Source organism: Puia dinghuensis (genome assembly GCF_014642875.1).
Lineage (GTDB): Bacteria > Bacteroidota > Bacteroidia > Chitinophagales > Chitinophagaceae > Puia > Puia dinghuensis.
The window spans coordinates 983,755-1,010,749 of the sequence record NZ_BMJC01000002.1; the positions used below are offsets into that span (position 1 = coordinate 983,755).

The following is a 26,995-nucleotide window of genomic DNA, read 5'->3' on the forward strand; positions in this document are numbered from 1 at the left end:
TCTTAATCCAAACGCGTCTCCGGGCCGGATAGTTGCCTGAGAAAATTGCCTAACAGCCGGCGATAAGGGGGGAGGTGAAACGGGTTATTCCTGAGAGATAAAAGATAGTGTTCCCTGGCTTCCCGAAACCGGCGGTCAGCACCATGCAATTCACCAGTTTTGAAAAATGCGTTTGCTCTTGCCCGGCGCAGGCACCATCGGTCGATCATCTTTTCGTCATACAGCCGGGCAAACGTCTCCAGATATTCGCCATAGTTGTCAAACCGCATCTCATCACTCATGTTGGAATCATGCATCCGGCGCATCAGCATGGGTTCGTAGATGATACCGGCAGAAAAATGATATGCCAGCCGCATATTGAAATCATGGTCGCCCGAACGCATCGACTCGTTGAAATACCCCGTTTTTTCGAGACAGCTCTTTCTCATCACCAGGGTCGGGTTGTATACCAGGAAGCTGTTATGGGAAAGCAAGGGGAAAATGTTGGTGCATTCCACGATGCCCCGGGCAGGGTACGTATATTCCTTCAAAATAGAATCGTCCTTGAAAACGGTGATATCCGTAATGGAGAATCCTATGTCCGGCCTTTCGGCGAAGAGCTTCAATTGCCTGGCCAGTTTGCCGGGTGTCCAAAGATCATCGGAATCGTTGAAGGCGATGAATTCACCCGAAGCCCGGGCAATGGCGAAGTTCTTTAGCTGGCTGGTGTAGCCTGTGTGGGGCAGCTTAAAATATTTTATCCGGGGATCCTGCAAGGCCGATACCAGTTGCTCCGTCCCGTCGTCAGAGCCATCATCGACGATGATCAGTTCGAGCCCGACGTCCTGCTGTTGCAATACGCTCCCGATGGAATCAGGCAGATAGGTCTCGCGGTTAAAGGTCGGCAGAATAACACTTACCATTGTCCGATCGTTGAAAAATCCTGTATTTTAGCGTCTTCAAATGTAACAAATCGGTGAACCGGGTCCTAAAAACATTCTATATCTGGCGCCGGAAGGCCGATTATTGCCGTCGTGACATCTGCGCCTTCCTGGGACTGACAGACTCGTCGTTCAAAGCCGCCAGGGGCGCAAGGATCGTTGTTTATCACGGCATATGCCAGCATCAGCCTTTACGCTTCAACAACATCTTTCTCACCCGTGCCACATTCGAAGCCCATTTACAATTCTATCAAAAATATTTTAACGTCGTCTCCCTTGACGACTACTATCACCAGCGTTTTAGTCCCCACCGCTTCAATATCTGCCTCCACTTCGATGACGGGTATGCCAATAACCATACTTATGTACTGCCACTGTTGGAGCAATACCGGGTTCCTGCGACCTTTTTTATCACCGCAGTTCGGGCGGCAGGATATGATATCTTATGGAACGACTTCCTGGGCATCCTCAGTAAATACGGGCCACAGCAGCTGGTATTCCGACAGGAAACATTCTATAAACAGCGCGCACGCTTTTCCCGGTACGTTTCCGCATCGCGGGGCATCGGGCTGTGGGAAATGCTGCGATCGGAGGGATTCGAATCGAAAGCCAGATTGCTCAACGATCTTTATCCATTGGCTCCCTTCCGCGAAAACCCGCAGGATACCGATTACTGGTTACAAATGACCCCTCAACAGATAAAAGAGCTGGCCTCTTCGCCATGGGTCACCATCGGCGCTCATGGTTATTATCACAACGACCTTCCAAAGATACCCCTTCCCGACGCAGAAAAGGAAATGTTTGCTTGCCGGCAATACCTGGAAGACATCATCGGCAAGCCGGTGAAAGCCTTTGCCTTTCCTTATGGCACTTATACCCCTGCAGTGGTGGAAGCGGCCAAAAGAGCAGGGTTCAGCCAACTGCTGCCGCTGAACTTCCATTTCCCCGAAAGCGCCGCCGACCCTGCCCAGCGCGAACGGGTTATCATCAATCCCTATGTTTCCGTCACCAACCAACAATTCAACCTCATAAAAAGGAGGTATGATTTCTGGCGCTAGGGTCAGAGACGGCCTTATCTTCCAGCGAGATGACACTATCGCAAAAGGCCAGGCTTTTCTGGTTATGGGTGATGAGGATCACGATCTTGCCGTCCCTGGTCAATTGCCGGAAATGGTGTAGCAGCCGCTGTTCGGAGGCTTCGTCCAATTCGCTGAATGGTTCGTCCAGGATAAAAACATCCGCTTCTTTATAGAGGGCCCTCGCGATAGTGATACGCTGCCGCTGGCCACCGCTGATGTTCTTCCCATTCTCCGCGATCCGGGTTCTGATGCCGGACTGCGATCGCTTTACCATCGTGTCGAGTCCTGAGACGGCCAGCACCTCATCCAGCTTTTCTTCGTTATAATACTCTTCATCGAGGGTGATGTTGGTAAGCAGGGTATCATGAAGAATGAAAGGCTGTTGCTTTACATAGGAGATAGGCGCCCAGTAGCTCTTCCGGTCGCGATGGTCCGTTGCCCTTCCATTGATCAATACCTCTCCCTTTTCTGGCGTCAGGAAGCCGAGCAGGATATTCAGCAGCGTGGTTTTACCCCTTCCCGAGTTACCACTGATCCCAAGAAAACAACCACTATCGATATGCAAATTCAGGTGCTCCAGAACAGGAGGCTGATCCTTGCCATACCGGAAGCTTATATCCCGAAGCGTGATGGATGCTATCTTCCCGGTATCGGCATCCCGTTGCGGGGCCATTTTTTTCTTGCGCTTTCTCACCAGCGGGTCGATCGTATAGGCATAGGCGCGAATCTGGCCATTGAGGTTGAGTATCCTGGCTACTCCGGGAATTATCTTATAAGCAGCAGCAAGAAAAGCGCCCAGGGTTACAACCCCGGTACCCTGCCTGGCGCCTGTCAGGTGATCGATGGCTATCAGGGTGAGCAGCCCGAAAACGGCGAAGACCTCGGCCAGTCTCGTAGGCGCCCCCTGCATCGAATGCAGATTGGAAAGGTGCCTGTTCAGGGTGAGCTGCGACCGGTGGTACCGGCCCATGAAAAATTCTTTTTTGTCATACAGGTTACTTTCCACAAATCCGCCGATGGATTCTTCGAGACGCTGCCAGCCCATATCACGGGTGTCGGCAATGTTCGCCTTGGCCGAGAGGATCTTTTTTCTCGTAAACCAGGCGGCGATGATAATGGGTGGGAAAAGTACTACAAGCAGAAGGAAAAACAGTTTGGCATTGAACAACAGGATGGCGATGGTCGTCAGCCCGATGAGTGTCCATTCCGCGATGCTTTGCTGCAATCCTTCCATTACATGCTGGCAGAACTCGGAGGGTTGCAGGTTCACCTCTGCAAAATGAGTAGAGGAATCGATGTGGACATAGTCGCTATAACTGCCTTCCAGGTATTGCAACAGGTTATGGTCGGAGATGCGCAGGAAAACCTGGTAGCGGAATTGACATTGTGCCTTGAAGACCAGGAAGCTCGCCAGGTTCTTGACAGCGAAAAGCAAAAAAAAGCCGCCGATGGGCCAAAGGGAGGTCGGGTCCGTCAGCCAGGACGGTAGAAAGGACAGCCTGCTGATGGCCGGGGCCCCGGAATACAACTGTACGACGAAGAGGAGGCCCGCCAGGAACCCTACGTCCAGGATGCTGACGACTAAATTCAGCAATACCAGCACCATACCCTTTTTCCGTTCCGCAGGGGTGAGGATGAGGATCGTATTTCTAATAATTTGTTTCAAAGCGTCGGTGTTCCCTCGGGGAATTTATGTATAAACGACAGATCGCTGCGCGGAGTTGCCTATCTTCGGGCACCGCAATTTATGGAGTATACCAAAAAATCGCTGTATTTCTTTCTTATCCCCCTGGTCCTGCTGATGGGGGCTTGTTTGATACATGTCTCCAGGGTACCCTATTCGGATTATGCGGGGTATTATTTCGGCGGCAGGGAGTTGCTGGCGGGCAATTATGTCCATGCCTACGACATGCAATACCTCAACGACCTGATCGCTTCCCGGGGCTACCGGGGAGTATTCGTCTCCTATGCCCCTTTCCCACCGTCGACCGCCCTCGTATTCGCACCCTTCCTGCTTTTTCCGATGGGTCTGTCGAAATTGCTGTTCGACGGCGCCTCCTGCCTGCTTTTCCTGTTCACCCTGCTGCGCAGCAGCCGGTATTTCTCCATCTCTCCCACCCTGCTGTTAGTCCTGCCGGTGATCTTTTTTATCCCAATAGTGAACAATGTCTTTTTCGGGCAGTCCTACCTGTTGCTTTGCTGTTTGTTGCTGGAAGGGTTCATCGCCTATAAGCAGGACCGGGCGGCGCTGTCTTCCCTGCTGTGGGCGTTGGCCATCCTTTTAAAGGTTTTTCCGGGTGTCATCTTCCTCTTTCTTCTGTTACGGCGAAAATACCGGCAGACCCTATGGCTGGCAGCGGCCTGCCTGCTCCTGCTGGCGATCTCACTGTTATCCACCGGCTGGGACGGCTGGAAATATTACATCACGGAGGTATTGCCAAAAGTGAATAATGGCGAACTCAACGACTCCTTTACGTTTGTATTCCAGTCGGCTTTCATGTTGCTAAAGAAGGCGTTTGTCTTCGATGCATTGCTCAATCCACATCCTTTGGCGCAAAAACCTTACCTGTTTCTCATCGGGACGGGCGTTTTCAAGGCCCTGGTGCTTTCAGCCTGTGTGATGGTGACGCTGCGGGCCACCGCCCCGGTCGCGGACGGCCCGGACCCCGCCCGGTCGGGGGATGAATTCCGGGCCTTCGCTGTCTGGATCATGGGCAGCATGCTGATCTCGCCCAATGGCAGCAGCTATTCGCTGGTGTTACTGGTCATCCCGTTTCTTGCCTTGTGCTCTTCGGGGGCAAGGCCGCGCGCAGTCGTGTTTCCGGCGATGGTCCTGCTGGCAGCCTGTAACATTCCGGTATCCTGGTTCGGGCAGTTTCCGCTGTGTTTGCAGTTCCCGCGGCTCTACCTCCTGCTGGTTTTTTTTGGCTTACTCCTGCCTTTGCGAAAAGCCTGGAACCCGGTTGTGACGGCGGGTCTTATCCTATTGTTCGTTATTCCGGCCTTGCTGCGTCACCGGGAGGATAAGGATACCAGCACCTATTTCCTGGCAAAGGAAGAACATATCTTCATCTATGACTACACGATGAAGGACGGGCAACTGGTCTATTCTTACCAGGACGAGACCGGGCGCCACACCGTCGCTACGGGTGTAGCGGCGCAGACGATCAGCGACAAGGGACTGGAAATAAGGGGCAGGCAGATCTTTTATCATGGCATACAGGTGACCTTTTCCACCGACACCAAAAAGAAGCCGATGCTGGTGGATGGCAGCTATATCCTCTATTTGTCGGACAAGAACCGGGGTCCCGGTTTTTATACGCTGAGAAAACTTACACCGGCTGGGGTAGGGAAAGATGGGCCAGCAGCGTTTCTATCTTTTTAATAATGGCCGATGGTAAGCTGTTTTTCATACACACATTGTCTCCGCCACAGGGCGGCGTGGGATAGCGGTGTACGCAGGGCGAGCAGGGGACTCCCAAATAATGGACGAGGTGCCGGTGCCGGTCGTCCGGCGGGATGTTGAGGTAATGGGCCGGATCGGTAGGCCCCCAGATGGAGAGGGTCGGTAGCCCGAGTTTGCGGGCAATGTGCAGCGGACCGCTGTCGATGGTGATGAGACAGACGCCATACTCCCCGAGGAATTGATAGTATTCCCCAAAATCTTTCGCTACGCCGGCATAATTGAGGATGCGATCCTGTTGATGAAAGAGGCCGGCATCTTCGTTGATGAACCGGTCGATCGACCTTTTATCTTCCGGCGCACCCAGCAGGGCTAAATGGTAAGGGGTATTTTCGAGCAGCCAGCGGCAGATGGCCGAGAACGTGGAATCCGGTAATTTCCTGACAGCGGCCAGGCTGCTGCAGGTGTTGTTGAGAAGGATATAAGGTTTATACCGTTCACCGGTGCGGGGCGGCGGGGCCTCCATCGCCAATTGCGGTACACCTGTTATGCTGCGGGCCATTGTCGTATAATTGGCTTCCAGGTAGGTCGATCGATCGAAGGGGATATTGTGTGTATTGAGGTATTTCCTCAGCGGCACCGGCGGGAGGTAGAATCCAAACCGGTTGCGGGCCAGAGTCAACAGGGCAAGCACGGTGGTGAGCTTGGAGTACACTTCCAGGTCGACGACCCAGAGGCTTCGCCATGTCCAGCTGCGGGCGAAGAATCGCACCATCCGGCGAGCAGTGGAAAAAAGGCGGTTGGTATCGGTCTGCACGATCTCGTCGAAGAGTTGAAAGGGAGCGATGCCATCGGCGATGTTCGAATCTGTCAGCAGGATGAACCGGGTATTCGGAAAGCGACGACGCATCGCGGTAATGGCCTCGGAAGCGACGACAAGGCTTCCGAGGCCCATCAGCTTGATAAAAAGAAGACGCCGGGGCGGTTTCGATAGGGAATGGTCCCGGCGCAATACGATGCCCAGCAACCGGGTTATGGGAAGCAGGATGGCCGTCAATCCATAGCCGGCATACCAGTCGATCTTTTGTTTAAGCCGGATGCGCATACTAACTCCGTTGTTTTCGATCTTTCCTCAGGTTGAAGTTCCTGGAGATGTTGAAGCCAAAAAAGATATCTCCTTTACCCCATGTTCCGGGGGTCTGGGTGATAAATTGCGTGGGCACCATGCTCTGGGAATTGCTGAACACAAGCTGGAAGACGTGTCCGCCCGTCTCGATATCCCAACCAAGGGAAAAAGAGTTGTGGACGACGGTGGAGACCACCTGGTTCTTCGGGACGATATCATATTCCGCATCGATGCTCATCCGCCGAGTGAACTTCATCCGGCCGCCAAGCCCAACGGCAAAGACATCGTTCTTGTCGGCGACAGTGGGGACGAGGTTGTAATGCAGGTATGTGGGGGTCACCTGGAGGGAAAGGTCGCGGGTGACCTTACGGGCGATGGGCAGTTCGACCGCATAGGCGGTGCGGTACCTGGCATTGAGATAAGGCTTGGTAAGATCGTCCTGGGTATAATTGCTGATGGTGGCAATGATGTCGGCGCTGACAGGCATCCCGGGTCCTTCTGTTTGCTTTATCAGCTTGTATTTCAGAAAGCCGTCATAGGTTTTCAGATAAGAGCTGCGACCGACGCCGACGGACAGGTCATCCGTAATGCCATAGTCGAGACCGAGGCGGAGGGTGGCGTTGTCCAGGCCAAAGAAATTATACGACCCGCTGTTCAACTGGCCAAAACGGTGCTGGATGACAAAGTTGAGGTTGCCCTGGGCCGGGGATTCGATGGTCTGCTCATTGATGAGATGCGTCGCCTTAAAGGTGCCGGTGACATAGGTTTTGCCTTTATGCGTTGACATGGAGTCATTGAGCATTTTGAGCAGCGAGCTGTCCTGTGCGCTGAGCCGGCCGATGAGGGAAAAGCAAAGCAGTAAAAAAAGAGTTTGTCTGGTAAACATGATCAGTAGATTTAGTAAGTTATTTCGTAGTACAATCGATATTGACCTTAACCAACATATCCTTATCGATCTTATCCCTGACAAGGGATGGGATAGTGATGTTGAAATCTTCGGGTCTTAAATGAAACTGGGCCTGTCCCAGCAGGTGGCCATTCTTCACTTCGATGGTAGCGGAGGTCTCGATCGGTTTCGTCACGTTGTGAAGGGTAACATTTCCTTTTACCGTCACCTGATAGGAGCCATCCTTGTTCAGCGGGACATCGCCCGTGTAGGTGCCGGTAAAGGACGCTTTGGGGTATTTATCACTTTCGACGTAATTCTCATTAAAGTGCTCCTGCATCAGCTCTTTGGTGAAAATAAAACCTTTTAGCAGCACAGCGAAAGCCATGTTCTTCTTGCCGGCGTCGACGACGGCATATACCTGGTTGTTCTCCGCCTTGATGTCTTCCATGGCTGTTTTGGAATAGAAGCCGATGAAGCCGGTGCGGGTGGAATATAGCTGACCAACGCTGGTGAGCGGGCCTGTGAGGGTAACACAAAGGATAGCACCGATGATAAGGATCTTCATAAAAGTTCTTTTAAGCTGGATGAATCAATTGTTGAGTGCACCCTGGTTTACCCAGGCAGCGATGGTATTTACTTCACAGGTCGGCAATTGAGGCAGTCCATAGGGCATGGGAGTGACCGTGCCGGTGTGTTCGACGGCGGCGGACAGGAAGCCGTTATTGGCAAATACCTGGAGGTTGGCATAGGTATCGAGCCGGATACCCGTGGAAGGATTCGCCCCACCATGGCAGGTGTAACAATTGTTCTGCAGGATGGGGACGATCTGCTGGGCGTAGCTCACCTTTGTCGTGTCGCAGGTAGTACTCCCTGACAACTTGTCCTCGCTTTCCTTGGAGCAGCCGGAAAGGTAGACTACGAATCCGCTGATGACCAATGCCACTAATAGAAACTTTCGGTTCATAATTATGCTGTTTGTTTTAATAGTCTTTATTTTTCCGGAACGCAATCGGCGAGATTGACATCCATCAGGAAACCGGTGCACCTGCCTTTAACCGTAACCTTTTCGCCGGTTTTGGGTTCGGGGTCGACCTTTGTACCGGGGAAGAGCTGGCAGTTGATGCCACCGCCACCGGGTTGAGTAGACAATATCCAGATGACGGAATTTCCTGTATGCTGTATCTCGGTGAGGCGGCCGGTGACGGAGATCACTTTCCCCAAATATTTCTGGTCGGCCGTGTGTTCGTCCGCCTGGTATTGATGGTAGAGGGTATCGGCGTCGATGGTCACGTCTACAGTCTCGCCGGCGGCGCTCCGGTGTGGCTTTTCATACAGATGCCAGCCCCAGGCCAGGCCGATGAGGAGTAACAGCAAAGGAATCCCTATCCACAAAATGGTTCTCTTTTTTCGCATGGTGTTTACAGTTATTTTTTATTTCCCCAGAGCCGTCGCGTAATGCCGACGTTGACACCGGTACTCATGATCGGCAGGCTACCCGTGCCTATCCCGCCAAGGGGTAGTCTCACATAAGGCTCAACCCGCAGGTTGCCCACTTTCCCCAGCCGTTGTTCGAAGCCTGCGCTCAGATTGACAACGGAAAACGGGTATTGGGATGACTTTTTCCAGTCATAGCTACCGTCCCAGGTGCGGGAGGTAGTATAATTTTCGGCAGCATAGTTGTATTTCTCGCGCGTCATCAGGTAAGTGGAAAAGCCGGCGGTGGCGAACCATCTTGTCTTTCCGGCCGGATTGAAAGTATACCGGACGTTGAGCGGGATCTCCCACATATAGCATGTGCCATCGAGGTTGAGGAGATCGACGTACGGTGGTATGTTTAGTTTCTTTGTGCTGAAGTATTCCCCCTCGGTATAATATCTTTTCCTGTCGACATAGACTCCGGTTTCTACAGCCCATCTGTCGTTGAAGGCATAGCCCACCAGAACGCCAAACGTACTTCCTACCCCTTTCATCGATTGGAATTTCACCACGCTGAAGTCGGGAGCGGCGAGGACCCCTGCATACAAGAACGAAGATCTTTTCTTCGGGGATGCCTGCTTTTTGGCGACACTGGAGTCTTTTGGCGGCGCCTTTACGTCGACTGAAAGATTCCAGGGGCCGGTGGTAGGCGCAAGTTGTCCGTCGATGCCGGCAGACCGCAGGGTAAACGCGGAAGCAACCGGGTTGGAGTTGGCCGGATGATTGCTGGTGCTGGCCGGATGATTGCTGGCGATGCCGCGATCAGCAACTTTGTCCGCGTCAGGGTACGAAGTATGGTCCGCGGCGAAGCGGTCTCTATTGTGCTTTGTACGGGTGATATTGGCCCCGGCCGTTTTGCGATTGGCGGCTGTGTGGTTGGTCCCAGCCGTTGAGCGATTGGCTTCCGTGGTGTTAAGATTGCGCAGGGTGGTTGTACGATTGGTTCCCGCGGCTGTGCGATCGGCTTCGGGAGTTGCGTGATTGGCTCCGGTTGCAGTGTGATCGGCTTCGGGAGTCGTGCGGTCAGTGCGAGCCGGCCCGGCCGGAGTTGTAGCCGTAGCCGGCGTCGAAGTTGCAGCCGGTGTGGAGACGACAACAGTATTGACAGCCTGGCCGCTTCCGGCGCCGTGCCCCATCTGATGCCAGGTGTAATAACCCGCTCCGCCAAGGGGCAGCAGGAGGAAGAACCATAAGAATTTCCTTCTCTTACGTTTATCGGTTTCAACCGCGTCGGCGTAGAGTTTAGGGGGTGCATCTTTTTCGAGTGCGGCGGACATCCTGTCCCAGTCGGAACTGTCTGTCCTCAGCGGGTATTTTTCGGACGCCCGCCGAAAAAGATCATCGAAGTCGGTGTCCTTTAAATTTGACATAATATTTTTTCGCTGTTTTCTGCGGTCAGGGCCTTTTGCAAATGAACGCGGGCTTTGGATAAGTTAGATTTAGAGGTTCCTGTCGTAATCCCCAGCATTTTCGCTATCTCGGGATGGGAATATCCTTCGATGACGTGCAGGTTGAATACCATACGATAGGCCGGGGGCAGGTCTTTCACCAATGCGATGAGTTCTTTGTACAAAACCGAATTATCTGATGACTGCCCGTCGTCCTTGTGTTCCCATACATGTTCGGGGATCGGATAGCTATGGGTGTTATTCATTTCCCTTCGCATATAGTCGATGGCCGCATTGATAACGACCCTTCTGATCCAGCCGATGAGGAGCATTTCCACCTTCTCCTTGTCGCGTACCTCGAAACGGCTGAAATTCCTGAACATTTTCAGAAAAGCATCATGAGTGACTTCCGTGGCCTGCTCGTAGGTATTGACATACCGGAAGGCAATTTTGAGACACAGGCCATAGTATTGATCGTACAGCATTTTCTGGCTATGCCGGTCCTGCTGGGCGCAACCTGCGATGATATGAAGTAGTTTTTCCAAGTGTAGATTACTTACGTACCGATATTACCGATATGCTTGCTAATGAGTTGTTTTCGCCTATTGCAGACTAAACGCCTTATTTTTCATAGGGGTTGCCTCGGTTTTGGAAGCTTCGGACGGGCTTTTGGGGGCGGGTCCCGCCTGGCCGGACGAATATCGATCGGCGATAAGCAGCTCATCTGTAAGGAGTTGGATATGTTCAGCCACATGCAAAAATTGCCCACCGACGGTCGTCGGCAGGCAATTTACCACTTTTTTCGGGCATCTTCGGCGAGATCCGTTTGAGCCGCCACCTACTACAGCTCGAGTTCGGAAAGAACGTCGCTATGTATACTGCGGATGGGCTCGCGGAAGGAGTCGTTGGAGAGAATGGTCACCACATCGGGCAAAGCATTCCGATACTGCTCGCCGATGGCGATCTTCTCACCAGAGAGATAGACGTACTTATTGTCGAAGGAAAGTATCTTGTCGATAGCGATGATATAGCCCCGGTGTATACGGCAGAACAGTTCGCGGGGCAGAAGCTTTTCCCACTGCTTAAGCGTGACCAATACAAGGGCGGTGGGCCTTTCTTCCAGGACCAGCCGCGTATAGTTCTTCCGGGCTTCGATATACAGGATATGCCGGAAATCCACTTTCACAAATCTACCTTCGTGACGGATAAAGAAAAAAGATTGCACTTGCTGAAATTTACTGTCAAAAAAAGGGTTATTGCGGGGGTTGTTTCTCAGGTTGCGAGAGGTTGCTATCGGATCTCACCTGCGAAAAGGGCCTCCAGCAACAGCACATAGTTGTTGCGCTTATCCTGGAATCGCTTCGACGGGTAATCAGGCCTCAAGATAGTTTACCAGTTTTTGTTTAATATACTGTTCATACAACTCGTACGCCTTCATGATGGTGACCAACGGGTCCCTTGGCGAGATCAGCTCGGCGTCGAGGTCGTGGATATGGTCGGTAGAGTGATGGCTTGCAGAACACCCCGGCGTACGCAGGAAGTATTCGGCATCGTGGTGGGTATCACCTTCCCGCATATAGCGGCAAAACTCCCGGTTGTCATCATAGAACCGCTGCATCTTACGCTCTTCCCATCGCCAGAACCGTTTCAATTCGAGAATGTCGTTCAGGGGGGCGAAAAGAATAGCATGATACCGGAAAGTGTAATACTCGATAAAAGAAGCAAAAGCGGGTTTTACTTCCTTGAAAAAACGAATCTCGTCGCATACATCCCCAAAACCGTTGGATTTTACCTGTTGGCATATCTTCCCCCAGTAATCCAGGCTGGATTTGAAACAGGCTTCGATCATTTCCATTTCGGTACGTGATGTAGCTTCATGGGAATGGAAGGCAGTCAACAGTTGGTGGTAATATTCCTGATATTCAGGCGACATAGTTCGTAAGAAAGGTTTAGTATGCTGTCCGGCATAAAAACAGCAGGGCCTTGTAGACACAAACCCCGGAGGACTCAAAGGTCACATGAGAAAACACTACACTTTATATAACTAAAAACAAACGAAATCTTTCGTCTGGATACAAAAAAATTGGCCTAAATGGAACAAGTGTGGATAGGACGGTAAATCTATACGATTCCCCCGCAGCATTTCAAAAAACTACATGAACCCTCCCAAGGACTACACGAAGGGTCGTTTTTTAACCACTAAATTAGAAATTTTTAGCAACCTTTTAGCAGGCCTTTGGGGACTTTTTGGACCATTGGCTTTTTACGACCGCAGTCGAGCCTGCAGAGGGAGAGAAGATGGACAGGGGAAAATAAATTATAGAAAAATGGCCTCTATATGTTAATTCTTAGTTAGATTGCAAAAAGAAAGGCCCACTGTAGAAACAGCTGGCCTCTAACGATTGCTTGCCATATGAAAAAAGGTAGTAATATCTTTTTAACTGATTAACTCAGTTTTATTTCGAATGAGCCTCTAACGAATGCCTGTAAAACGATTGCTGCCATTTTTAACTCATTCTCTATGTCAAAGGTACTATCCAACGGCTTGCTGCTCTAATCAAATAATCGGTAAGTTAATCATGTCAAAATGATAATTTTAGTGTCAAAATCCTTTGCAGGACTGCGTTTTAGGACAATCCCTTCATTATGGCCAACCGGTTTTCAGATACCTTATTCCAACTTATACATTCGCTCGAAAAGTCAGAAAAAAGGCATTTTAAACTTTATATCAAAAGAAGCTCGACAAAGGAAGATCTGAAGATCGTCCAGCTTTTCGACGCGTTGGATAAGCTGAACGACTATGACGAAAAAAGCCTCTTAAAAAAGCTGCCGGGGATAGAGAAACCCCAGCTCTCCAATCTCAAGACCCACCTTTACAAACAGATTCTGGCCAGCCTCCGGCTGCTGAAAAGCGCCGACAGCATCGACCTGCAGTTGAATGAAATGTTCGACTACGCTCATATCCTGTATAAGAAAGGGTTGTTCCAGCAAAGCCTGCGCTGGCTGGACAGGGCCAAGGAGACTGCAAAGGCCAACCAGAAAAACAATTTCCTCGTCCAGGTGCTGTCGCTGGAAAAACGCATCGAGACACTACACATCACTCATAGCATGCAGATGCGGGCCGAACAGCTGTCGGCAGAATCCAACGAAGTCATCGGGCGTATCGACATGGTGGCCAGGCTGTCGAACCTGGCCCTGCTGGTCTACAGCTGGTACATCCACAACGGGCACGCCCGTAATGAAAAGGACGAAGAGCGTATCCGCCAGTATTTGAAGGAACAACTGCCACCGAATGCCTGGGTACAGACGGGTTTCTACGAGCGGCTGTATCTCTACCAAAGCTACAACTGGTATGCCTTTATCCGCCAGGACTTCCTGATGTACTACCGGTATTCCCAAAAATGGCTCGATCTGTTCGATGAGCAGCCGCTGATGATCCGGGTAGAGACCGGGCACTATATCAAGGCCCTTCACAACCTGTTGAATGCGCACTTTGATCTCCGCAATTACCAGAAATTCGAGGTCACCCTGCGGAAGTTCGAGGCCTTTGCCCAGACCGACAGGGTTCGCGAGAACGATAACTTTCGCATCCAGTCCTTTGTGTATATCACCACGGCCAAGATCAACCAGGTCTTTATGCTCGGCAATTTCAAGGAAGGGCTTGTCATGGTGCCGGAGATAGAGGAGAAACTGGCAGAATACGATCTTTTCATCGATCGCCACCGGATCCTCGTCCTGAATTATAAGATCGCTTCGATGTATTTCGGCGCCGGAGATTATGGAACCTGCATCGACTACCTGCAGCGGATCATCAACGACCAGCTTGACCTGCGCAACGACCTCCAATGCTACGCCCGGGTGCTCCACCTGATGGCGCATTTCGAACTGAAGAATTTCGACCTGATGGAATCGCTGACCAAGTCGGTCTACCGGTTCATGGCCAAGCGCGAACGGCTGACGAGGGTGGAAGAAGAGATGTTCAAATTCCTGCGCACTTCCTTCCAGACCTCCCGGGCAGGGCTGCGCGCCGAATTCGAGAAATTCCTGGAGAAGATAAAGCACTTCGAGAAGAACCGGTTTGAGGCCCGCGCTTTTGCCTACCTCGACCTTGTTTCCTGGGTCGAAAGCAGGGTTTACCAGCGGCCGATGAGTGAGATCATCGGGGAGAAATACCGCAGCAGCAAGCGGAAGATGGAAGCGGCTTAGCGAAAAATGTCCTTCAACGCCCGGCGCGCGGCGTGATAACCGCACATCCCATGGACTCCCCCACCCGGTGGAGTGGCGGACGAACAGATATAGATACCTTTTGCCGAGGTGCGGTAGGGCGAGCGCCGCAGGGCCGGTCGCGTAAACAGCTGCCGGATATCCATCACTCCGCCATTGATATCCCCACCGATGTAATTTGGATTATATTCTTCCATCTGCGCCGTATCCATGGTGTGACGCGCCAGGATGCGTTCGCGAAAGCCGGGAGCAAAGCGTTCGACCTGTGCTTCGATGGTGGCGGTCATGTCCTTGCGTGAGCCGCCGGGTACATGACAATAGGCCCAGCCCGTATGTTTGCCCTGCGGGGCGCGGGAATCATCAAACAGGGACTGCTGTGTCAGCAGGACAAATGGCTTTTCGGCATGCCCTCCCCTTGCCGTCAGCGCTTCCGCGGCAGCAATCTCGTCAAAAGTGTTTCCCAGGTGTACGGTCCCTGCCTCACGGCAGCCAGCAGCCGCAAACGGTACGGCTCCGTCCAGCGCCCAGTCTATCTTGAATACCCCCATACCATAACGATATTTCTCCAGTTGCCAGCGATAGAGGGATGACCAGCGGTGGCCACCCAGCTGCAGCAGTTGCCGAGGGGTGAGGTCGAGCAGGAGTGCCCTGCTGGAGGGTAATTGCGAGAGCTGGGTGATATAGGTGCCGGTGTGGATGATACCTCCGAGGGCTGTGAAATAAGCCGCAAGGGCCTGCGCCAGGGCTGCAGAACCACCACGGGGAAGCGGCCAGCCTTTACCGTGACCCGTCATCAGGAAGATGAGGGCGACGGCGGCCGTTGTCAGGTTGCTGAGCGGTTGCATGGCATGGGCCGCCATCCCGGCGATGAGGGCTTTTGCTTCTGCCGTTCTAAACCGTCTGGCAAGATGGGTTACGCTGGGAATGCCCTGGTAGCCGAATTTCGCCATCAGCAGAGGATGCGCAGGAAAATGCAGGGGCGCCAATAGGTCGGGGGCAAGTAGCGGCCAGTGCTGCGTCAAGGGTGTCACCAGCCGGAGATAGGCCGCTTCGTCGACGCCCAGCGACAGGGCCGTCGCTTCGGGGGAGCGCACCAGGGTTGCGGCCTTCGTGATGTCGGATGGCCCGGCAGTGTGGGCCGGGATGTCCAGCGGGTGCGCCGCGGCGACAGGGGGGTGTATCCATTCGAGGCCATGCTCCCGGAGAGGCAGCGTGCTAAAGAAAGGAGAGCCGATGCCAAGGGGATGAATGGCCGAGCAGATGTCATGGATGAAGCCGGGCAGGGTCAGTTGAGCCGACCGCAAACCGCCGCCGATGTCCTTACGGCCTTCGATGAGCAGCACCGAGAGGCCTTTTTGCTGAAGGGTGATGGCCGCCGCCAGCCCGTTTGGGCCGGAACCAAGCACCACGGCGTCGAAATCGCTTTTGACCATGCGTAAAGATAAGCGCGTTTTACCTTTTCCCGCAATCACCGGAGGTGGTTGGTCCGCCAGGACAGACATTAGCCCAAGGCCGGAGATGCGTTAATTTTAGCCTAAAGCGCATCGACGGCCACCATATCCCTCCCTTAAATAAGTTATATTTAGTATCTAATACAGCGGGTATGAAAACCTTACTTCTTATACTCGGTCTCGGCCTTTCGGCCGTTACCGATGCCCAAACGAATAACGCAAAAGCCCTTGTCGATTCACAGGATTATGTCTTCAAGGCATGGCAGGCGATGCCGATGCGCGGGCGGGTCCGCAACCTTACTTACGATTATGACCTGAAGGTTTCGAAGCAGGCCATCGTCAGCTATCTGCCCTACTATGGGGAAGCATACGTTGCGCCGATAGACCCCACCAAGAACGGGCTCGAATTCACCTCGAAAGATTACACCTATACCGTCACTCCCGGAAAGAAAGAGGGCTGGACAGTGATGATCAAGCCAAAAGACTACCCGGAAGTGCAGCAGATGATCCTCAACATCTCTTCGGCGGGTTATGCTTCGCTGCAAGTCATCAGCACCAACCGGCAGGCCATATCTTTCAGCGGGGCGATCGTGCCGTCATCCACCACCTCAAAAAAGAAGCCGTCTAAAGATGAAAAGTAGACAGCCTCTTTTTTCATCATGTCCGGCAAGCAAGCTTGCCGGGGAGAAATGAGGCCATACCAGGGCCCCATTGCTATTGCAAGATCCACATTTTGCCATTGATGTCGTCGACGCCGCCGTACTGGGTGATGGCCGCCTGGTAGTTCTTGGCATTCGAGGATTTATCCGCGGAGAGATATTGGTACCGCAGCGCGATGCGGCCGCTGTTACCCGTACCGGGACCGCTCGTAAACGCCGGCACGCCTGTACGCCGCCAGGTGAAATAGGGTTCCAGCCCGGAATGGAGATAGAGCGCGATATACCGTTGCTGCAAGATTTGCTTAAGCCCAACGGAGTCGTTGCCGTGATACTGGACGGTAGACTGGCTGTAATAGTTGGAAAAATTGACGTTGATGGTGGAAGACACGAAGGGGCCGGAGATGCTGATGCCCAGGGGAAGGGAATACACAGTCATCGCCCCGCTGATGGGTATCCCATACGACGTCATTGAAGCCTGGATACCTGCCGTATAATAGGCTTCGGCATTGCCCAACGGACCCGAGGCAAGCCAGCCCCTGTTGATCGCTTCGGCAATATTGAAGCAGATCTCCGGGTAACCGATGATGATGCTCGGTTCGCCCGTGAAGGTGCTGTAATACCGCCAGCGGTTGATGTAACTGAGCACTCCGCCACCGTTTTGGCTGGAAAGGGTAGCCATGGCTGCCCCGGGGTCACCGCCCTGAAAGGAGGAAAAGGCAGTGGGGCTGCCACCGGCCGTGACCAGGCCCGGCGCCGGATCGGTGGTGACGAATACGCGCGGGTCCTGCAACTTCGTCAACAACCCTACATAGGTGCTGGTGCTGTTGTTGAGTGCTCCGTTGGCAAAGCCGCTCGGGTTCAAGGGGTAGGGATTGGTCGGATAGATCCAGGTGTATTGCAGGTTGTCCTTGCTACCCTGAAAGATGGGATACTGCGCCGGGTTACCGACAATGGTGGCAAACTGCTGGGCGACCTGGAGATCGGGATCGCTGGAAACCTTCCTGCTCAAATGCAGGAGGACGCGCAACCGGAAGCTGTTGACCACCTTCCGCCAGGCCGTAAGGTTATTGCCGAGATAAATATCCCCGGTGAGGCTCTGGTCCCCTTTTGCGACAAGAGCGGCCAGGTCGGTGTTGGCGCTATCGAGCCATAGGAGAACATTCTTGAAGACGGTCTTCTGGGGATCGTAGGAGGGGGTGAGATTGCCCAGTCCGCCCAGGGCCTGAGTCAGCGGGATGTCCCCCATCTCCAGGCTCATTTTGGTGAAGAACCAGGCCTTGAAGAATTTCCCCAGCGCTTCGTAAGGGTTGACGGCCGCCAGGCCGGAAGCAAGGGCTTCCTGTTGCATGTCCACGACACTGGTAAGCGTAGGATAATAGTTGTCCCCCGAACCAAAAGTATACTGGTTGTTGCCGAAGTAGGAGTTGTTCTGTATCTGGTATTGATTGGTACGGTCTATCTGGCCCCCCGGTGCATCCAGCATCTGGTTGAGGATACCGTTGAACAGCAGGGAAGGTGGTACGCTGGTAGGTTTGTTATTATTGACATAAAAAGCTTCGAACCGCTTTTTACAACTGGTGGACGCCGCCAGGATCAGGAAGGCTATTATGATCTTTATGCTTAGTCTCATAAGTTTCTTTTGAATGGGTTAGAAAACAACGTTGAGGTTAAATCCAAATCGCCGGGTGGTAGGCGTTTGCAGGGAAGAAGTTGCCGTGCTGGCGACCCCAATCGCCGGGCTCACGCTGGTGTTGAATTGCTCGACATCAAGACCGCGGTATTTGTTGTTGACGTAGAAATACAACAGATTGCGCCCTACAAGCGATAGGCTCACCTTGTTGATGAACGACTTTTGCAGCCAGCGGTGCGGCAGGTCGTAGCCGATGACCACTTCCCGAAGCTTTGCAAACGTCTTGGTGACCATCGTCCCTTCTATCGTGTTGTAATATTGCGTAGCCCAGTTCTGGACGGTGATGGTCGATCTATTGGGGGAGAAAGCGAGTGACTTATAGTTGGTGATATTCCCAAGGTTGTCATAGTTGATGGCTTGTCCGTTGGTCACCTGTACACCCTGACCTATATAAGATCCCTTCCAGGAAGAGACCCCGGCATTGGCGTCGTCATCCAATCTCGACTTGCCCAAGGCGCCCTCGGTCGTTGCGATGTTGGCGCCGCCGACCATCGTTTTCAACAGCAGGTAGTCGCTGATCACGCCGCCTACGCTACCGTCAAACTGGAAGCTGAAATAAAAGCTCTTATAGTTGACCTTATTGTACACCGACCAGGTGTAGTCCGGGTTGACATTACCCAGGAACCGGCTAACAGGGTTGCGCAACGGCAGGCCACTGGCGTCATAGATGACCTGTCCATCCTGGGTCCTGGCGAAGGCAAGATTGTACAGCCTATCTACACGGTCGCCGACATGGTAGAACGTGTTGAAGGTGCTCTGGCCGCCGGGCAGCTCCTTGTATTTCTCCGTATAGGTCGACCAGTTGACGAGCGCTTCCCAGGTGAAGTTCTTTGTGCGCAGCGGTGTACCGGAGAGGGTGAGTTCGTAACCGTTCTTTTGGGTCTTCAGGCCATTGACATAGTAGGTGGTATAGCCGGTGGCCGGGGAGACCGGGTCGGCCAATATCCGGGGACCATCGATATACTGGAAGGCGGTGGCGTTGAATCCCAACCGGTGATCGAGGAAATAGATGTCAAAGCCCTCTTCGTAGTTGACCCGGTTGAAGGTGCGGATATTGGGATCGAAGATACTCTGGGGTGCAGCCGCTGCCGGACCGTTGTTATAGGGCTTGGATGTCGAGAACACCTGCTGGAGGGAATAATCCGGACCGCCATAGGGCGAGAGATAATTCGTTCCGTAGGCCAGGGGATTGTCATAGAGCGTGCCGGCCGTCGATCCGCCATAGGCGGTGATACTGTTGAAGGGCGCCATGCCGACAGTGGGAGCCGTAGCATCGCCATGCACCGTGGCATAGGAAGCCCTCACCTTCAAAGAAGAGATAACCTTTGGCAAAGTAATATAATCGGAGACCACCGATGTTGCCGAAAGACTGGGATAATAATACACATCGTGGTTGATCGGCAGCGCGGAGGATTTGTCTACCCGGCCCGTTGCCGAGAGCGTGGCATACCGGCCCACGGAGATGTCCGCGGCGGCATAGGCGCTGAGCACTTGCATATCGGAATGGAAATTACTCGATTGCACCGGGTTGAGGGAGTTGCTGAAGCTGAATATTCCCGGTACGCTTAAGTAATCAGTGGAAGTAAAGCTCGAATTATACGTAAAGGCGCGGAGGCTGCCGCCCGCCAGGCCGGAGAAAGTGAAGAAGTTATGGACCCTGTAATTATAATTCAGTTGGATGTCGGTGTTATTCTCCCACAGTTCGCGGTGATCTTCCCGGTAGTCGCCTTTCTCCTGCGCGCGGTTGTAGGGGTGTGCGGAGAACGGCATCTTCTCGCTGCGGAACAGGCTGTAGGTGGTCACCTGCGTACGGCCCGTGACGTTGAGGTGGGAGTTGAACTTATAGTTGGCGGAGACGTAGCCGTTGATATCGGTCTTATAGTGTCCGCGCAGCCAGGACTCCACCATCATCCAGGGATTGTGATAGTGTACGTGTTCGGGGAACACGGATCTTATATTCGTCTGGCCCGGCTGCCAGATGCCTTCGATATCGGGGGAGGTTACGTTCCACTCGGCGCCGGTCCAGATCGAGAGATCATATATCAGGCTGCCGGGGCCATAGAGCACATCTGGAATATTGGGCGTATAGGCCCGGTTGAAATTCAGAGAAGCGTTTAGCGTCAGGCGATCGTTAGGCTTATAGGAGCCATACATATTGAAATTGGCGATGTCCAGCCCGGTGTTGGGGACGATGCTGTTCTGATGCGACTGGGAGAGGGAGAACCGCAGGTTGTAGTTGTCCCCTACGGCCGTCAGGGCGACGTTGTTGGTGCTTTGAAAGCCGGCCTGGAGGAAACGCTCCAGGTTGTTCTTACCGTTTACGAAGCCGCGGGCAACATAAGGGGTCGGAACAATATGGCCCTTATAGGTGAGGTTACCGAAAGTGGTGGTGTAGGTGTTGGTCGCATCGTATGTCCCGTCATACTGGGGCAGCAGCTGACCCCGGAATTTCGGTCCCCAAAGCTGATATTGCGCGTCTTGCACGCCGCCACCATAGCCGTCCGCAAAGGCGTACTCGCCGTACATCCCGCCGCCATAGATGCTTTGGGTCTTGGGATAGGCGATAAATCCTTTGTCGATGGAGTTGGTGGAGTTGATCTCTACCGTATACCCTTTGTGTTTGCCGCCTTTTTTTGTCGTGATGAGGATGGCGCCGTATTGTGCACGGCTGCCATAGAGGGCCGCGGCGGCGGGCCCCTTCAGCACCGAATAGCTTTCGACGTCATCGGGGCTGATGTTCCAGGTATCTGAGCTGATAGGTACCCCATCGACAACAAAGAGTGTGATCTGGTTGCCCCGCATGAGGATGCTGGGCGTACCCAGCAATTCGGCGGAGGGTCCGACGGAGAGACCGGCCACCTTCCCGATGAGCCCGGTGACGGGGTTGGCATCCCTTGCTTTTACCAGTTCGTCACCCTTTACTTCCTGCACGGCGTAACCGATCTTCCGGGTATCCTTGCGCACGCCGAGGGCCGTCACCACCACTTCGTTGAGTTCGTTCTTTCTTTCATGCAGACGGATAAGCAGCGTATTCTTTTGTCCATCCTGTTTTACCACGAATCCTTTGTATACGTCGGATTCATATCCTACAAAAGAAAAGGTGAAATCATATTTTCCGGCGACGGAGAGATGGGAGAAAACAAAGACCCCTTTGCTGTCCGTCATCGCTGAATAGTGCTCGTGGGTCATCGTATCCCGGGCGTCGACAGAGACGCCTTCCAGTATCTCTCCTTTCTCACTCATCACTGTGCCTGTTACATCCGTTGTACCTTGCTGGGCCATCGACCGGACTGCGAAGAGCAGCAGGAAGAGGCAGAGCAAGGACGGGAGCTTGTGTCTTTTCATAGCAGAACTGTTTATAGTTTATCAATTTTTAGGTATGGTTTGCCCGTTCACGCCGTTTGGCATGTTTACCCTGATACGAGGGCCTGGCTTTTTTAGTTAGGGGATACCGATAAAATAAAACCCTGTTTACCGGTGGTGACGGTTAAGCCGTTCATATTCGCTATCACATGCAGTATGGTTGACAATGAATCGGTGGATAGTACGGTTCCACTGAAATACATTTTGCTTATCGCAGCCTTGTCGAATCCGATCGGCGTATGGTAGCGTTGTATTAGTCGCGTCATTACGTCGGGTAACGGAGTATTGTCGAAGCTGAGCTTTTGCGCTGCCGGGGCAGTTGGCGCCACCGCGAGCGGGCCTGGTGTTGCATCGCCAAAGGTGCTGACAACCGACTGGTCGTGCATGAGGTTATAGCTTACCTGTTGGCCGGGGGAAAGGATGTACTCTTTTGCTGCGGCCCGGACACTCACTTTCCCCTGGTATAGCCGGACGATGACACCCTTTTCGTTTTCCGCGACATTGAAGCGCGTGCCTAATACTGTTGTAGTGGTGGCGCCGGCGCTGACAATGAAGGGTTGGCCAGGGGCTTTTGTGACATCGAAGGCTGCCTGACCATGCAGGGATATCTGCCTGCCACGATAACGGATTATCGCATTTGCATAAAGCGTGATCACCGAACCATCGTCCAGCTTCACCAGCTGCTTCGATGCTGTCGAATTTGTTCTCACCGTCCAGGCGGTATCCGGTTGCGCCGGCGCCGGTATGGATCGCGCAGCTACTACTGGTTGACGATGATCAGTGCGCGGCCGGAGGATGGCAAGGCCTGCTACGATGACCAGCGCGGCCGCAGCAACAGCCACTGTCCAGCGAACAGAATAGCGTCGCGGAAGCACCACAGGCTGATCGTGATGGGGCAAAGTCGAGGCCTCTTCCCAGTCAGCGGAGAGATATTTTTTCAACTCCGCCGGGTTTTCCTTCAGGTAGGCCGCCACCGCATCGGCTTCGGTGGGAGTGCAAGCATCCTCAAAAAACTTCCTGATCAGCGCTTCCGTAATTTGCATGTGATTGTTGCGATAATAGTTTTCCGAAATTGAATACGGTGCAAAAGTAAATATTCCCCTGTCCGTAACATTTACTTAACCTTGGCTGGCGTCGGGCGCCAAGGTAGTGCGAAGATAGCGGAGGGCTTTTGTAACATGATCTTCCACCGTTTTCTCGGAGATGGATAGTTGGGTGGCGATCTCTTTATTGGTGAAGCCGGAGGACATTTTCATGAGGATGATCCTCTTCCGGGCGGGGGGCAATCCGCGCACAACCACCTGCAGGTAGTCGGAGCCTTCGAATTCCTTTGCCGGCATCACCAGTAGCGGACCTTCGTCCATTTTATCAACCAGCACAGACAACCGCTTTTTCTCGTGCGCCCGGCGGCGTAGATGGTCGACCAGTACGGTTGACGCGATGGTGAATAATTGGGTTTCAATGGAAAAGGAATCGGAGAGGGTGTGGCGGCTGTTCCAGAGTTTTATAAAGGTCTGCTGGCTGAGCTCGCGGGCGGTATCGTGATTGCCGGCGGTGCGTTTCAAAAAAAAGCGGAATAGCTTTTTTTGATACTGATTATGGATGTATGTGAAAGCTGGCGCTTTCCCTTCTTTTATTTCAGTTAGCTCAGCCATGGCTGCAAATTGCCAAAAAATGGTTTACCGGAAAATTATTTTCTTATTAAGTCAGTTGCGGGGATGCGGGATTTCAGGGGAATTGAAATTTTTTATATCTTGCTTCGTTGATCTATAAAATCAAACCCAATTCCTAGACTAAAACAGATCATTCTTCTCCTGGCGGCCGGGATTCTTTCGCTGGCCGGCGCCGGGCAATCCAGGACCATCACCGGAACCGTGCTGGATTCACTTTCCAGGATGCCGGTGGTCAATGTCAGTATAAGCGCGCAAAATGGACATCATGGCATAACAGACGCCAGCGGCAAATTCCATATCACCGTCGACAACCCCACTCAAAAGCTGCTCTTTACGGCCATGGGCTACGAATCATTATCCCTGGCGGCCGAAGACCTCCCGGGAGGCGATTCGCCCGTTATCCTGCTGTCGAAAGCATACACCGTATTAAAAGATGTCGTCATAAAAGGCAGGAGAGGTAAATACCGGAATAAGAACAATCCCGCGGTGGAATTGATACGCAAGGTTATTGCCAATAAGGGCCGCAACGGCCCCAAGGCCGAAGAATACAGCGCCTGGCGGGAATATGAAAAGATAAGGATGATGGTGGATAAGGTTCCCCGCCTGCTTGTTGATAATATTCTCTTGAAGAAATACAAGTTCATTTTCGACAACAAAGACTCGACGATCATCCCGGGCAAGTCCCTGATCCCTGTTTATATTCAGGAAGTATATTCGGATAACTATGCCCGGAGGCATCCCGATAATAACAAGAAGATCGTTATCGGTCAGAAAAGCGTGGACTTCGGCGAATACATCGACATGAAAGGTATTAGTTCTGCGTTTAACCGCCTATATGAAGACATCAATCTTTATGACAATACGATCGATGCCTTTACGATGCAATTCGTCAGCCCCGTTGCCGACCTTGCACCCACCTTTTATATGTACTTTATCCGGGATACGATCGTAGAGAACGGCGAGCGGTTGGTAGAATTATATTTTACCCCAAGAAATCCCGAAGACCCGCTCTTTCGCGGGACGCTCTTCATCACCCTCGACGGCAATTACGCCATCCGGAAAGCAGAACTGGGGGTCAGCAAGCACGTCAACCTCAACTATGTCCGGGAATTCAACGTCAAACAGGATTTTGAAAAGGGACCGGGCGACCGCTACCATCTGGTCAATTCGGATATGATCGCGCTGTTGAGTCCCTGGCCCAAGGGTCCGGGGGTAGTCGGCGAACGGGTCGTCAACATAAAGGAGCTGAACCACGCCCCTATCGCCGATAGTATCTTCAAGGGGTTGCCGGTGGATACACTCCGGCTTGCCGGCAAGCAAACGGATAGCTTCTGGACCGGCGAACGGTCGGTGGCGCTGAGCCCGACGGAGGCAAAGACCTATTCCAACACGGACAGCCTGGTAAAGATGCGGAGCTACCGGCGGCTGATGGATTATGCAACGGCATTTACGGCGGGTTATAAATCGGTCGGAAAGATCGACGTGGGCCAGATCGCCAGCTTTTATACCTTCAATCACCTCGAAGGTCAGCGGCTAAAACTGGGTGGACGCACCAATACAAAAATGAGCACCAGCCTCTTTGGGGAAGCCTATGGAGCTTATGGTACAAAGGATCAACGCTGGAAATATTTTGGCGCGCTTGCTTATGCCTTTAACCATAAATCTATTTACACCTATCCCCAGCATTATGTACAGGTTAGTTATCTGAACGACACGCGGGCGCTGGGCCAGGAGAACGCCTTTGCCGTAGCCAACAATTTCTTTACTTCTTTCAGTCATGGGATCAACTCCGAATGGCTCTACAACCGCATCGTCCGGCTGTCCTATATCCATGAGCTACCCACCCATCTTACCTATTCCTTTGCAGCCAAGTACTGGGAGCAGTCGCCCGCGGGTTCGTTGCTGTACATCTATAAGAATTATGCCGATAAGTCCGATACCGTGTCCCGGATCACGACCAACGAACTATCCGGCACCCTGCGCTGGGCGCCACACGAACAGTTCTTCCAGAACAAGGCCGGCAGGGTCAATATCGTCAATCATTATCCCATCATCACCCTGCAATATGGCCGGGGCATCAAGGGGGCATTCGGCGGGCAGTATAACTTCGATGCGTTGCACCTGAATGTATACAAACGTTGTTATATTGCGCCGTTGGGATATTCCGATATTACTTTGGATGCGGGTTATCTTGGCGGTACCCTGCCCTTCCCGCTGCTGACGATCCATCCGGCCAATACCTCCTATTTCTATACGCAGACATCCTACAACATGATGAATGTCGGGGAGTTTGTGAGCGATCACTATGCCGGCATCGACATCGACCACTTCTTCAACGGGTTCTTCTTTAACAAGATCCCCGGGCTGAAATGGCTGAGGTTAAGGGAGGTGGTAGCGGGGAAGATCCTCTATGGCGGACTTCGTGATGCGAATAATCCGGCAATCAATCTGAATCAAATGAAGTTTCCTTTGATCAATGGAGTGACATCAACCTATTCTCTCAGCGGAACACCTTATATAGAAGGAAGCGTGGGTGTTTATAACATCTTCACCCTATTCCGGTTAGATCTTGTGAAACGGTTTACTTACCTCAACCACCCCAATGTGAGCAGCCTTGGGTTGCGCATTAGCTCCAACTTCAATTTCTAGTTCGTGTTCTTCCGCCCCGGCTTTCTGCGCTTCCAGCCAGTGACGCCGGACAGCGGCAGCCGTCTTATGGTCGCCCAAATGGCTCCAGCCAGGGGGCATAATAATATACTTGCATTTGTTGATGATCCCCGGCGCATGATACACATCCTTTCCGAGTGCCACGAATTCTCCAAAATAGGCTTGCAGCATCGTGGGCTCTTTATCATAGCGGGTGGTACCGTACTCGGGGGTGATATTCTCTTTTTCCGGCCGGTAAGTTCGAAAGATCCGGTCCCAGATGGGCAGCAGGTTGCCGAAATTCGTATCCATATACAACGGGTTCCTGGCATGATGCACCCGGTGATGAGAGGGCGTGAGGATATAGTCGTGGAGGAAGCCGAGACGCCCGTCGCGGATCATATTCTCGCCGATATGGATAAATCCACCCCAGGTGGTGTCGATGAACATGATGAAGAGCAGAAGGGGATAATTGACCCCCAGCAAGGTACAAACTGTCGTGCGAATGACATCGGCAAAGGGCCCTTCAAGGAAGAAATGGGCATGGGTCACCGAAATGTTCATGTGTTCTGGGGCATGGTGGGTGGCATGAAGGCACCAGAAGAGCCTCACCTTATGACCCAGGTAGTGATAGATGAAATGTGCCAGTTCCCATACTACATAGCTGTAGAGCAGCCAATACCAGGTGATCTTCGACCGGATGGGCGAGAAGGGGGATATCACAATGAACAGCCAGGTAACGAGCACGATGGAGACAAAATGCTGCATCACCCGGTTGAAAACAAAACTGAAGAAGGGTATTTTGTACTGCGCCGCGGTTACTCGCCGCAAAATGAGTGCATGGATCGCCTCGGCCACGAGGAGGATCGGGATGAGGGGGGCGATGATGGCATCGATGCCGGCCATGGTCCTTAATGCACGAAAATCATGGGTGCGGACCATATCGACGAAATTGTGCAGGGCAAAAAAGCCAGTCACCTCGTTTAGGAGTTTTTCCACTAGGGTCAT

The 26,995-nt window shown here is 52.7% G+C and carries 22 protein-coding genes; 5 read left to right on the forward strand and 17 right to left on the reverse strand.

Translation table 11 applies throughout. From position 1 onward, the window contains the following. Window positions 1-2: 2 nt before the first annotated feature. A complete protein-coding gene (locus IEY39_RS12230) occupies window positions 3-902 on the reverse strand; it encodes a glycosyltransferase family 2 protein (protein WP_188931810.1) in 900 nt (299 codons plus the stop codon). A gap of 53 nt (window positions 903-955) precedes the next feature. On the opposite strand from IEY39_RS12230, the gene IEY39_RS12235 reads away from it, so the two are divergent. Beyond that, on the forward strand, window positions 956-1,978 hold the full coding sequence (locus IEY39_RS12235) for a polysaccharide deacetylase family protein (protein ID WP_188931811.1): 1,023 nt from the start codon (window positions 956-958) through the stop codon (window positions 1,976-1,978). Here the strand turns inward: IEY39_RS12235 and IEY39_RS12240 are convergent. Then, complete coding sequence (locus tag IEY39_RS12240; protein WP_188931812.1) at window positions 1,947-3,665, reverse strand: ATP-binding cassette domain-containing protein; 1,719 nt, start codon at window positions 3,663-3,665, stop codon at window positions 1,947-1,949. The genes IEY39_RS12235 and IEY39_RS12240 overlap by 32 nt on opposite strands. A gap of 81 nt (window positions 3,666-3,746) precedes the next feature. Here IEY39_RS12240 and IEY39_RS12245 point away from each other — a divergent pair, with 81 nt between their 5' ends. Beyond that, window positions 3,747-5,384 (forward strand): glycosyltransferase family 87 protein, encoded by a 1,638-nt coding sequence (locus IEY39_RS12245; protein WP_188931814.1) that lies wholly within the window; start codon window positions 3,747-3,749, stop codon window positions 5,382-5,384. On the opposite strand, the gene IEY39_RS12250 is transcribed toward IEY39_RS12245, so the two are convergent. The 9 genes from IEY39_RS12250 to IEY39_RS12290 all read right to left on the reverse strand — a co-directional run bounded on the left by IEY39_RS12250 (window position 5,332) and on the right by IEY39_RS12290 (window position 12,214). Continuing rightward, a complete protein-coding gene (locus IEY39_RS12250) occupies window positions 5,332-6,507 on the reverse strand; it encodes a glycosyltransferase family 9 protein (protein ID WP_188931817.1) in 1,176 nt (391 codons plus the stop codon). The genes IEY39_RS12245 and IEY39_RS12250 overlap by 53 nt on opposite strands. Window position 6,508: 1 nt before the next feature. Continuing rightward, complete coding sequence (locus IEY39_RS12255; protein ID WP_188931819.1) at window positions 6,509-7,414, reverse strand: DUF5777 family beta-barrel protein; 906 nt, start codon at window positions 7,412-7,414, stop codon at window positions 6,509-6,511. A 19-nt stretch (window positions 7,415-7,433) separates the two neighbouring features. After that, a complete protein-coding gene (locus IEY39_RS12260; protein ID WP_188931821.1) occupies window positions 7,434-7,982 on the reverse strand; it encodes a YceI family protein in 549 nt (182 codons plus the stop codon). 24 nt (window positions 7,983-8,006) lie between these two features. Next, window positions 8,007-8,381 carry a hypothetical protein gene (locus tag IEY39_RS12265; RefSeq protein WP_188931823.1) on the reverse strand — a complete coding sequence of 125 codons (375 nt, stop codon included), beginning with the start codon at window positions 8,379-8,381 and terminating at the stop codon, window positions 8,007-8,009. Window positions 8,382-8,407: 26 nt separating this feature from the next. Continuing rightward, complete coding sequence (locus IEY39_RS12270; RefSeq protein WP_188931825.1) at window positions 8,408-8,830, reverse strand: OB-fold protein; 423 nt, start codon at window positions 8,828-8,830, stop codon at window positions 8,408-8,410. Between the two features lie 11 nt (window positions 8,831-8,841). Next, window positions 8,842-10,263, reverse strand: coding sequence for an outer membrane beta-barrel protein (locus IEY39_RS12275; protein ID WP_188931826.1), 1,422 nt, complete (start codon window positions 10,261-10,263; stop codon window positions 8,842-8,844). Continuing rightward, on the reverse strand, window positions 10,251-10,826 hold the full coding sequence (locus IEY39_RS12280; protein WP_188931827.1) for an RNA polymerase sigma factor: 576 nt from the start codon (window positions 10,824-10,826) through the stop codon (window positions 10,251-10,253). Before IEY39_RS12280 ends, IEY39_RS12275 begins: the two co-directional genes overlap by 13 nt. A 296-nt stretch (window positions 10,827-11,122) precedes the next feature. Next, window positions 11,123-11,506, reverse strand: coding sequence for a LytR/AlgR family response regulator transcription factor (locus IEY39_RS12285; RefSeq protein WP_188931828.1), 384 nt, complete (start codon window positions 11,504-11,506; stop codon window positions 11,123-11,125). Window positions 11,507-11,653: 147 nt separating this feature from the next. Then, complete coding sequence (locus IEY39_RS12290; RefSeq protein WP_188931829.1) at window positions 11,654-12,214, reverse strand: RteC domain-containing protein; 561 nt, start codon at window positions 12,212-12,214, stop codon at window positions 11,654-11,656. A 713-nt stretch (window positions 12,215-12,927) separates the two neighbouring features. Here IEY39_RS12290 and IEY39_RS12295 point away from each other — a divergent pair. Next, entirely contained in the window at window positions 12,928-14,487 is a 1,560-nt protein-coding gene (locus tag IEY39_RS12295; RefSeq protein ID WP_188931831.1) for a hypothetical protein, read from the forward strand. Here the strand turns inward: IEY39_RS12295 and IEY39_RS12300 are convergent. Next, a complete protein-coding gene (locus IEY39_RS12300) occupies window positions 14,484-15,938 on the reverse strand; it encodes a phytoene desaturase family protein (RefSeq protein WP_188931833.1) in 1,455 nt (484 codons plus the stop codon). The two genes, IEY39_RS12295 and IEY39_RS12300, sit on opposite strands and share 4 nt — an antisense overlap. 170 nt (window positions 15,939-16,108) lie before the next feature. Here IEY39_RS12300 and IEY39_RS12305 point away from each other — a divergent pair, with 170 nt between their 5' ends. Then, window positions 16,109-16,597, forward strand: coding sequence for a DUF4251 domain-containing protein (locus tag IEY39_RS12305; protein ID WP_188931836.1), 489 nt, complete (start codon window positions 16,109-16,111; stop codon window positions 16,595-16,597). A 73-nt stretch (window positions 16,598-16,670) separates the two neighbouring features. On the opposite strand, the gene IEY39_RS12310 is transcribed toward IEY39_RS12305, so the two are convergent. From IEY39_RS12310 to IEY39_RS12325, 4 genes are all read right to left on the reverse strand, one after another. Next, window positions 16,671-18,245: a SusD/RagB family nutrient-binding outer membrane lipoprotein gene (locus IEY39_RS12310; protein ID WP_188931838.1), complete on the reverse strand. Its 1,575-nt coding sequence runs from the start codon at window positions 18,243-18,245 to the stop codon at window positions 16,671-16,673. An 18-nt stretch (window positions 18,246-18,263) separates the two neighbouring features. Further along, window positions 18,264-21,650, reverse strand: coding sequence for a SusC/RagA family TonB-linked outer membrane protein (locus tag IEY39_RS12315; RefSeq protein ID WP_188931843.1), 3,387 nt, complete (start codon window positions 21,648-21,650; stop codon window positions 18,264-18,266). 92 nt (window positions 21,651-21,742) lie between these two features. Beyond that, the gene (locus IEY39_RS12320) at window positions 21,743-22,711 is read right to left on the reverse strand and encodes a FecR family protein (protein WP_188931844.1); all 969 of its coding nucleotides are present in this window, start codon (window positions 22,709-22,711) and stop codon (window positions 21,743-21,745) included. Window positions 22,712-22,786: 75 nt separating this feature from the next. Then, entirely contained in the window at window positions 22,787-23,323 is a 537-nt protein-coding gene (locus IEY39_RS12325; RefSeq protein WP_188931845.1) for an RNA polymerase sigma factor, read from the reverse strand. Between the two features lie 219 nt (window positions 23,324-23,542). On the opposite strand from IEY39_RS12325, the gene IEY39_RS12330 reads away from it, so the two are divergent. Beyond that, window positions 23,543-25,990, forward strand: a complete 2,448-nt coding sequence (locus tag IEY39_RS12330; RefSeq protein WP_188931846.1) for a DUF5686 family protein — start codon at window positions 23,543-23,545, stop codon at window positions 25,988-25,990. Here the strand turns inward: IEY39_RS12330 and IEY39_RS12335 are convergent. Continuing rightward, window positions 25,904-26,995: a sterol desaturase family protein gene (locus IEY39_RS12335; RefSeq protein WP_188931847.1), complete on the reverse strand. Its 1,092-nt coding sequence runs from the start codon at window positions 26,993-26,995 to the stop codon at window positions 25,904-25,906. The two genes, IEY39_RS12330 and IEY39_RS12335, sit on opposite strands and share 87 nt — an antisense overlap.

Coding starts and splice junctions, on each gene's coding strand:
- IEY39_RS12230 (WP_188931810.1), bottom strand. CDS start 902: ATGGTAAGTGTTATTCTGCCGACCTTTAACCGCGAGACCTATCTGCCT.
- IEY39_RS12255 (WP_188931819.1), bottom strand. CDS start 7,414: ATGTTTACCAGACAAACTCTTTTTTTACTGCTTTGCTTTTCCCTCATC.
- IEY39_RS12320 (WP_188931844.1), bottom strand. CDS start 22,711: ATGCAAATTACGGAAGCGCTGATCAGGAAGTTTTTTGAGGATGCTTGC.
- IEY39_RS12250 (WP_188931817.1), bottom strand. CDS start 6,507: ATGCGCATCCGGCTTAAACAAAAGATCGACTGGTATGCCGGCTATGGA.
- IEY39_RS12295 (WP_188931831.1), top strand. CDS start 12,928: ATGGCCAACCGGTTTTCAGATACCTTATTCCAACTTATACATTCGCTC.
- IEY39_RS12275 (WP_188931826.1), bottom strand. CDS start 10,263: ATGTCAAATTTAAAGGACACCGACTTCGATGATCTTTTTCGGCGGGCG.
- IEY39_RS12315 (WP_188931843.1), bottom strand. CDS start 21,650: ATGAAAAGACACAAGCTCCCGTCCTTGCTCTGCCTCTTCCTGCTGCTC.
- IEY39_RS12335 (WP_188931847.1), bottom strand. CDS start 26,995: ATGACCCTAGTGGAAAAACTCCTAAACGAGGTGACTGGCTTTTTTGCC.
- IEY39_RS12310 (WP_188931838.1), bottom strand. CDS start 18,245: ATGAGACTAAGCATAAAGATCATAATAGCCTTCCTGATCCTGGCGGCG.
- IEY39_RS12305 (WP_188931836.1), top strand. CDS start 16,109: ATGAAAACCTTACTTCTTATACTCGGTCTCGGCCTTTCGGCCGTTACC.
- IEY39_RS12265 (WP_188931823.1), bottom strand. CDS start 8,381: ATGAACCGAAAGTTTCTATTAGTGGCATTGGTCATCAGCGGATTCGTA.
- IEY39_RS12260 (WP_188931821.1), bottom strand. CDS start 7,982: ATGAAGATCCTTATCATCGGTGCTATCCTTTGTGTTACCCTCACAGGC.
- IEY39_RS12290 (WP_188931829.1), bottom strand. CDS start 12,214: ATGTCGCCTGAATATCAGGAATATTACCACCAACTGTTGACTGCCTTC.
- IEY39_RS12245 (WP_188931814.1), top strand. CDS start 3,747: ATGGAGTATACCAAAAAATCGCTGTATTTCTTTCTTATCCCCCTGGTC.
- IEY39_RS12300 (WP_188931833.1), bottom strand. CDS start 15,938: ATGGTCAAAAGCGATTTCGACGCCGTGGTGCTTGGTTCCGGCCCAAAC.
- IEY39_RS12325 (WP_188931845.1), bottom strand. CDS start 23,323: ATGGCTGAGCTAACTGAAATAAAAGAAGGGAAAGCGCCAGCTTTCACA.
- IEY39_RS12270 (WP_188931825.1), bottom strand. CDS start 8,830: ATGCGAAAAAAGAGAACCATTTTGTGGATAGGGATTCCTTTGCTGTTA.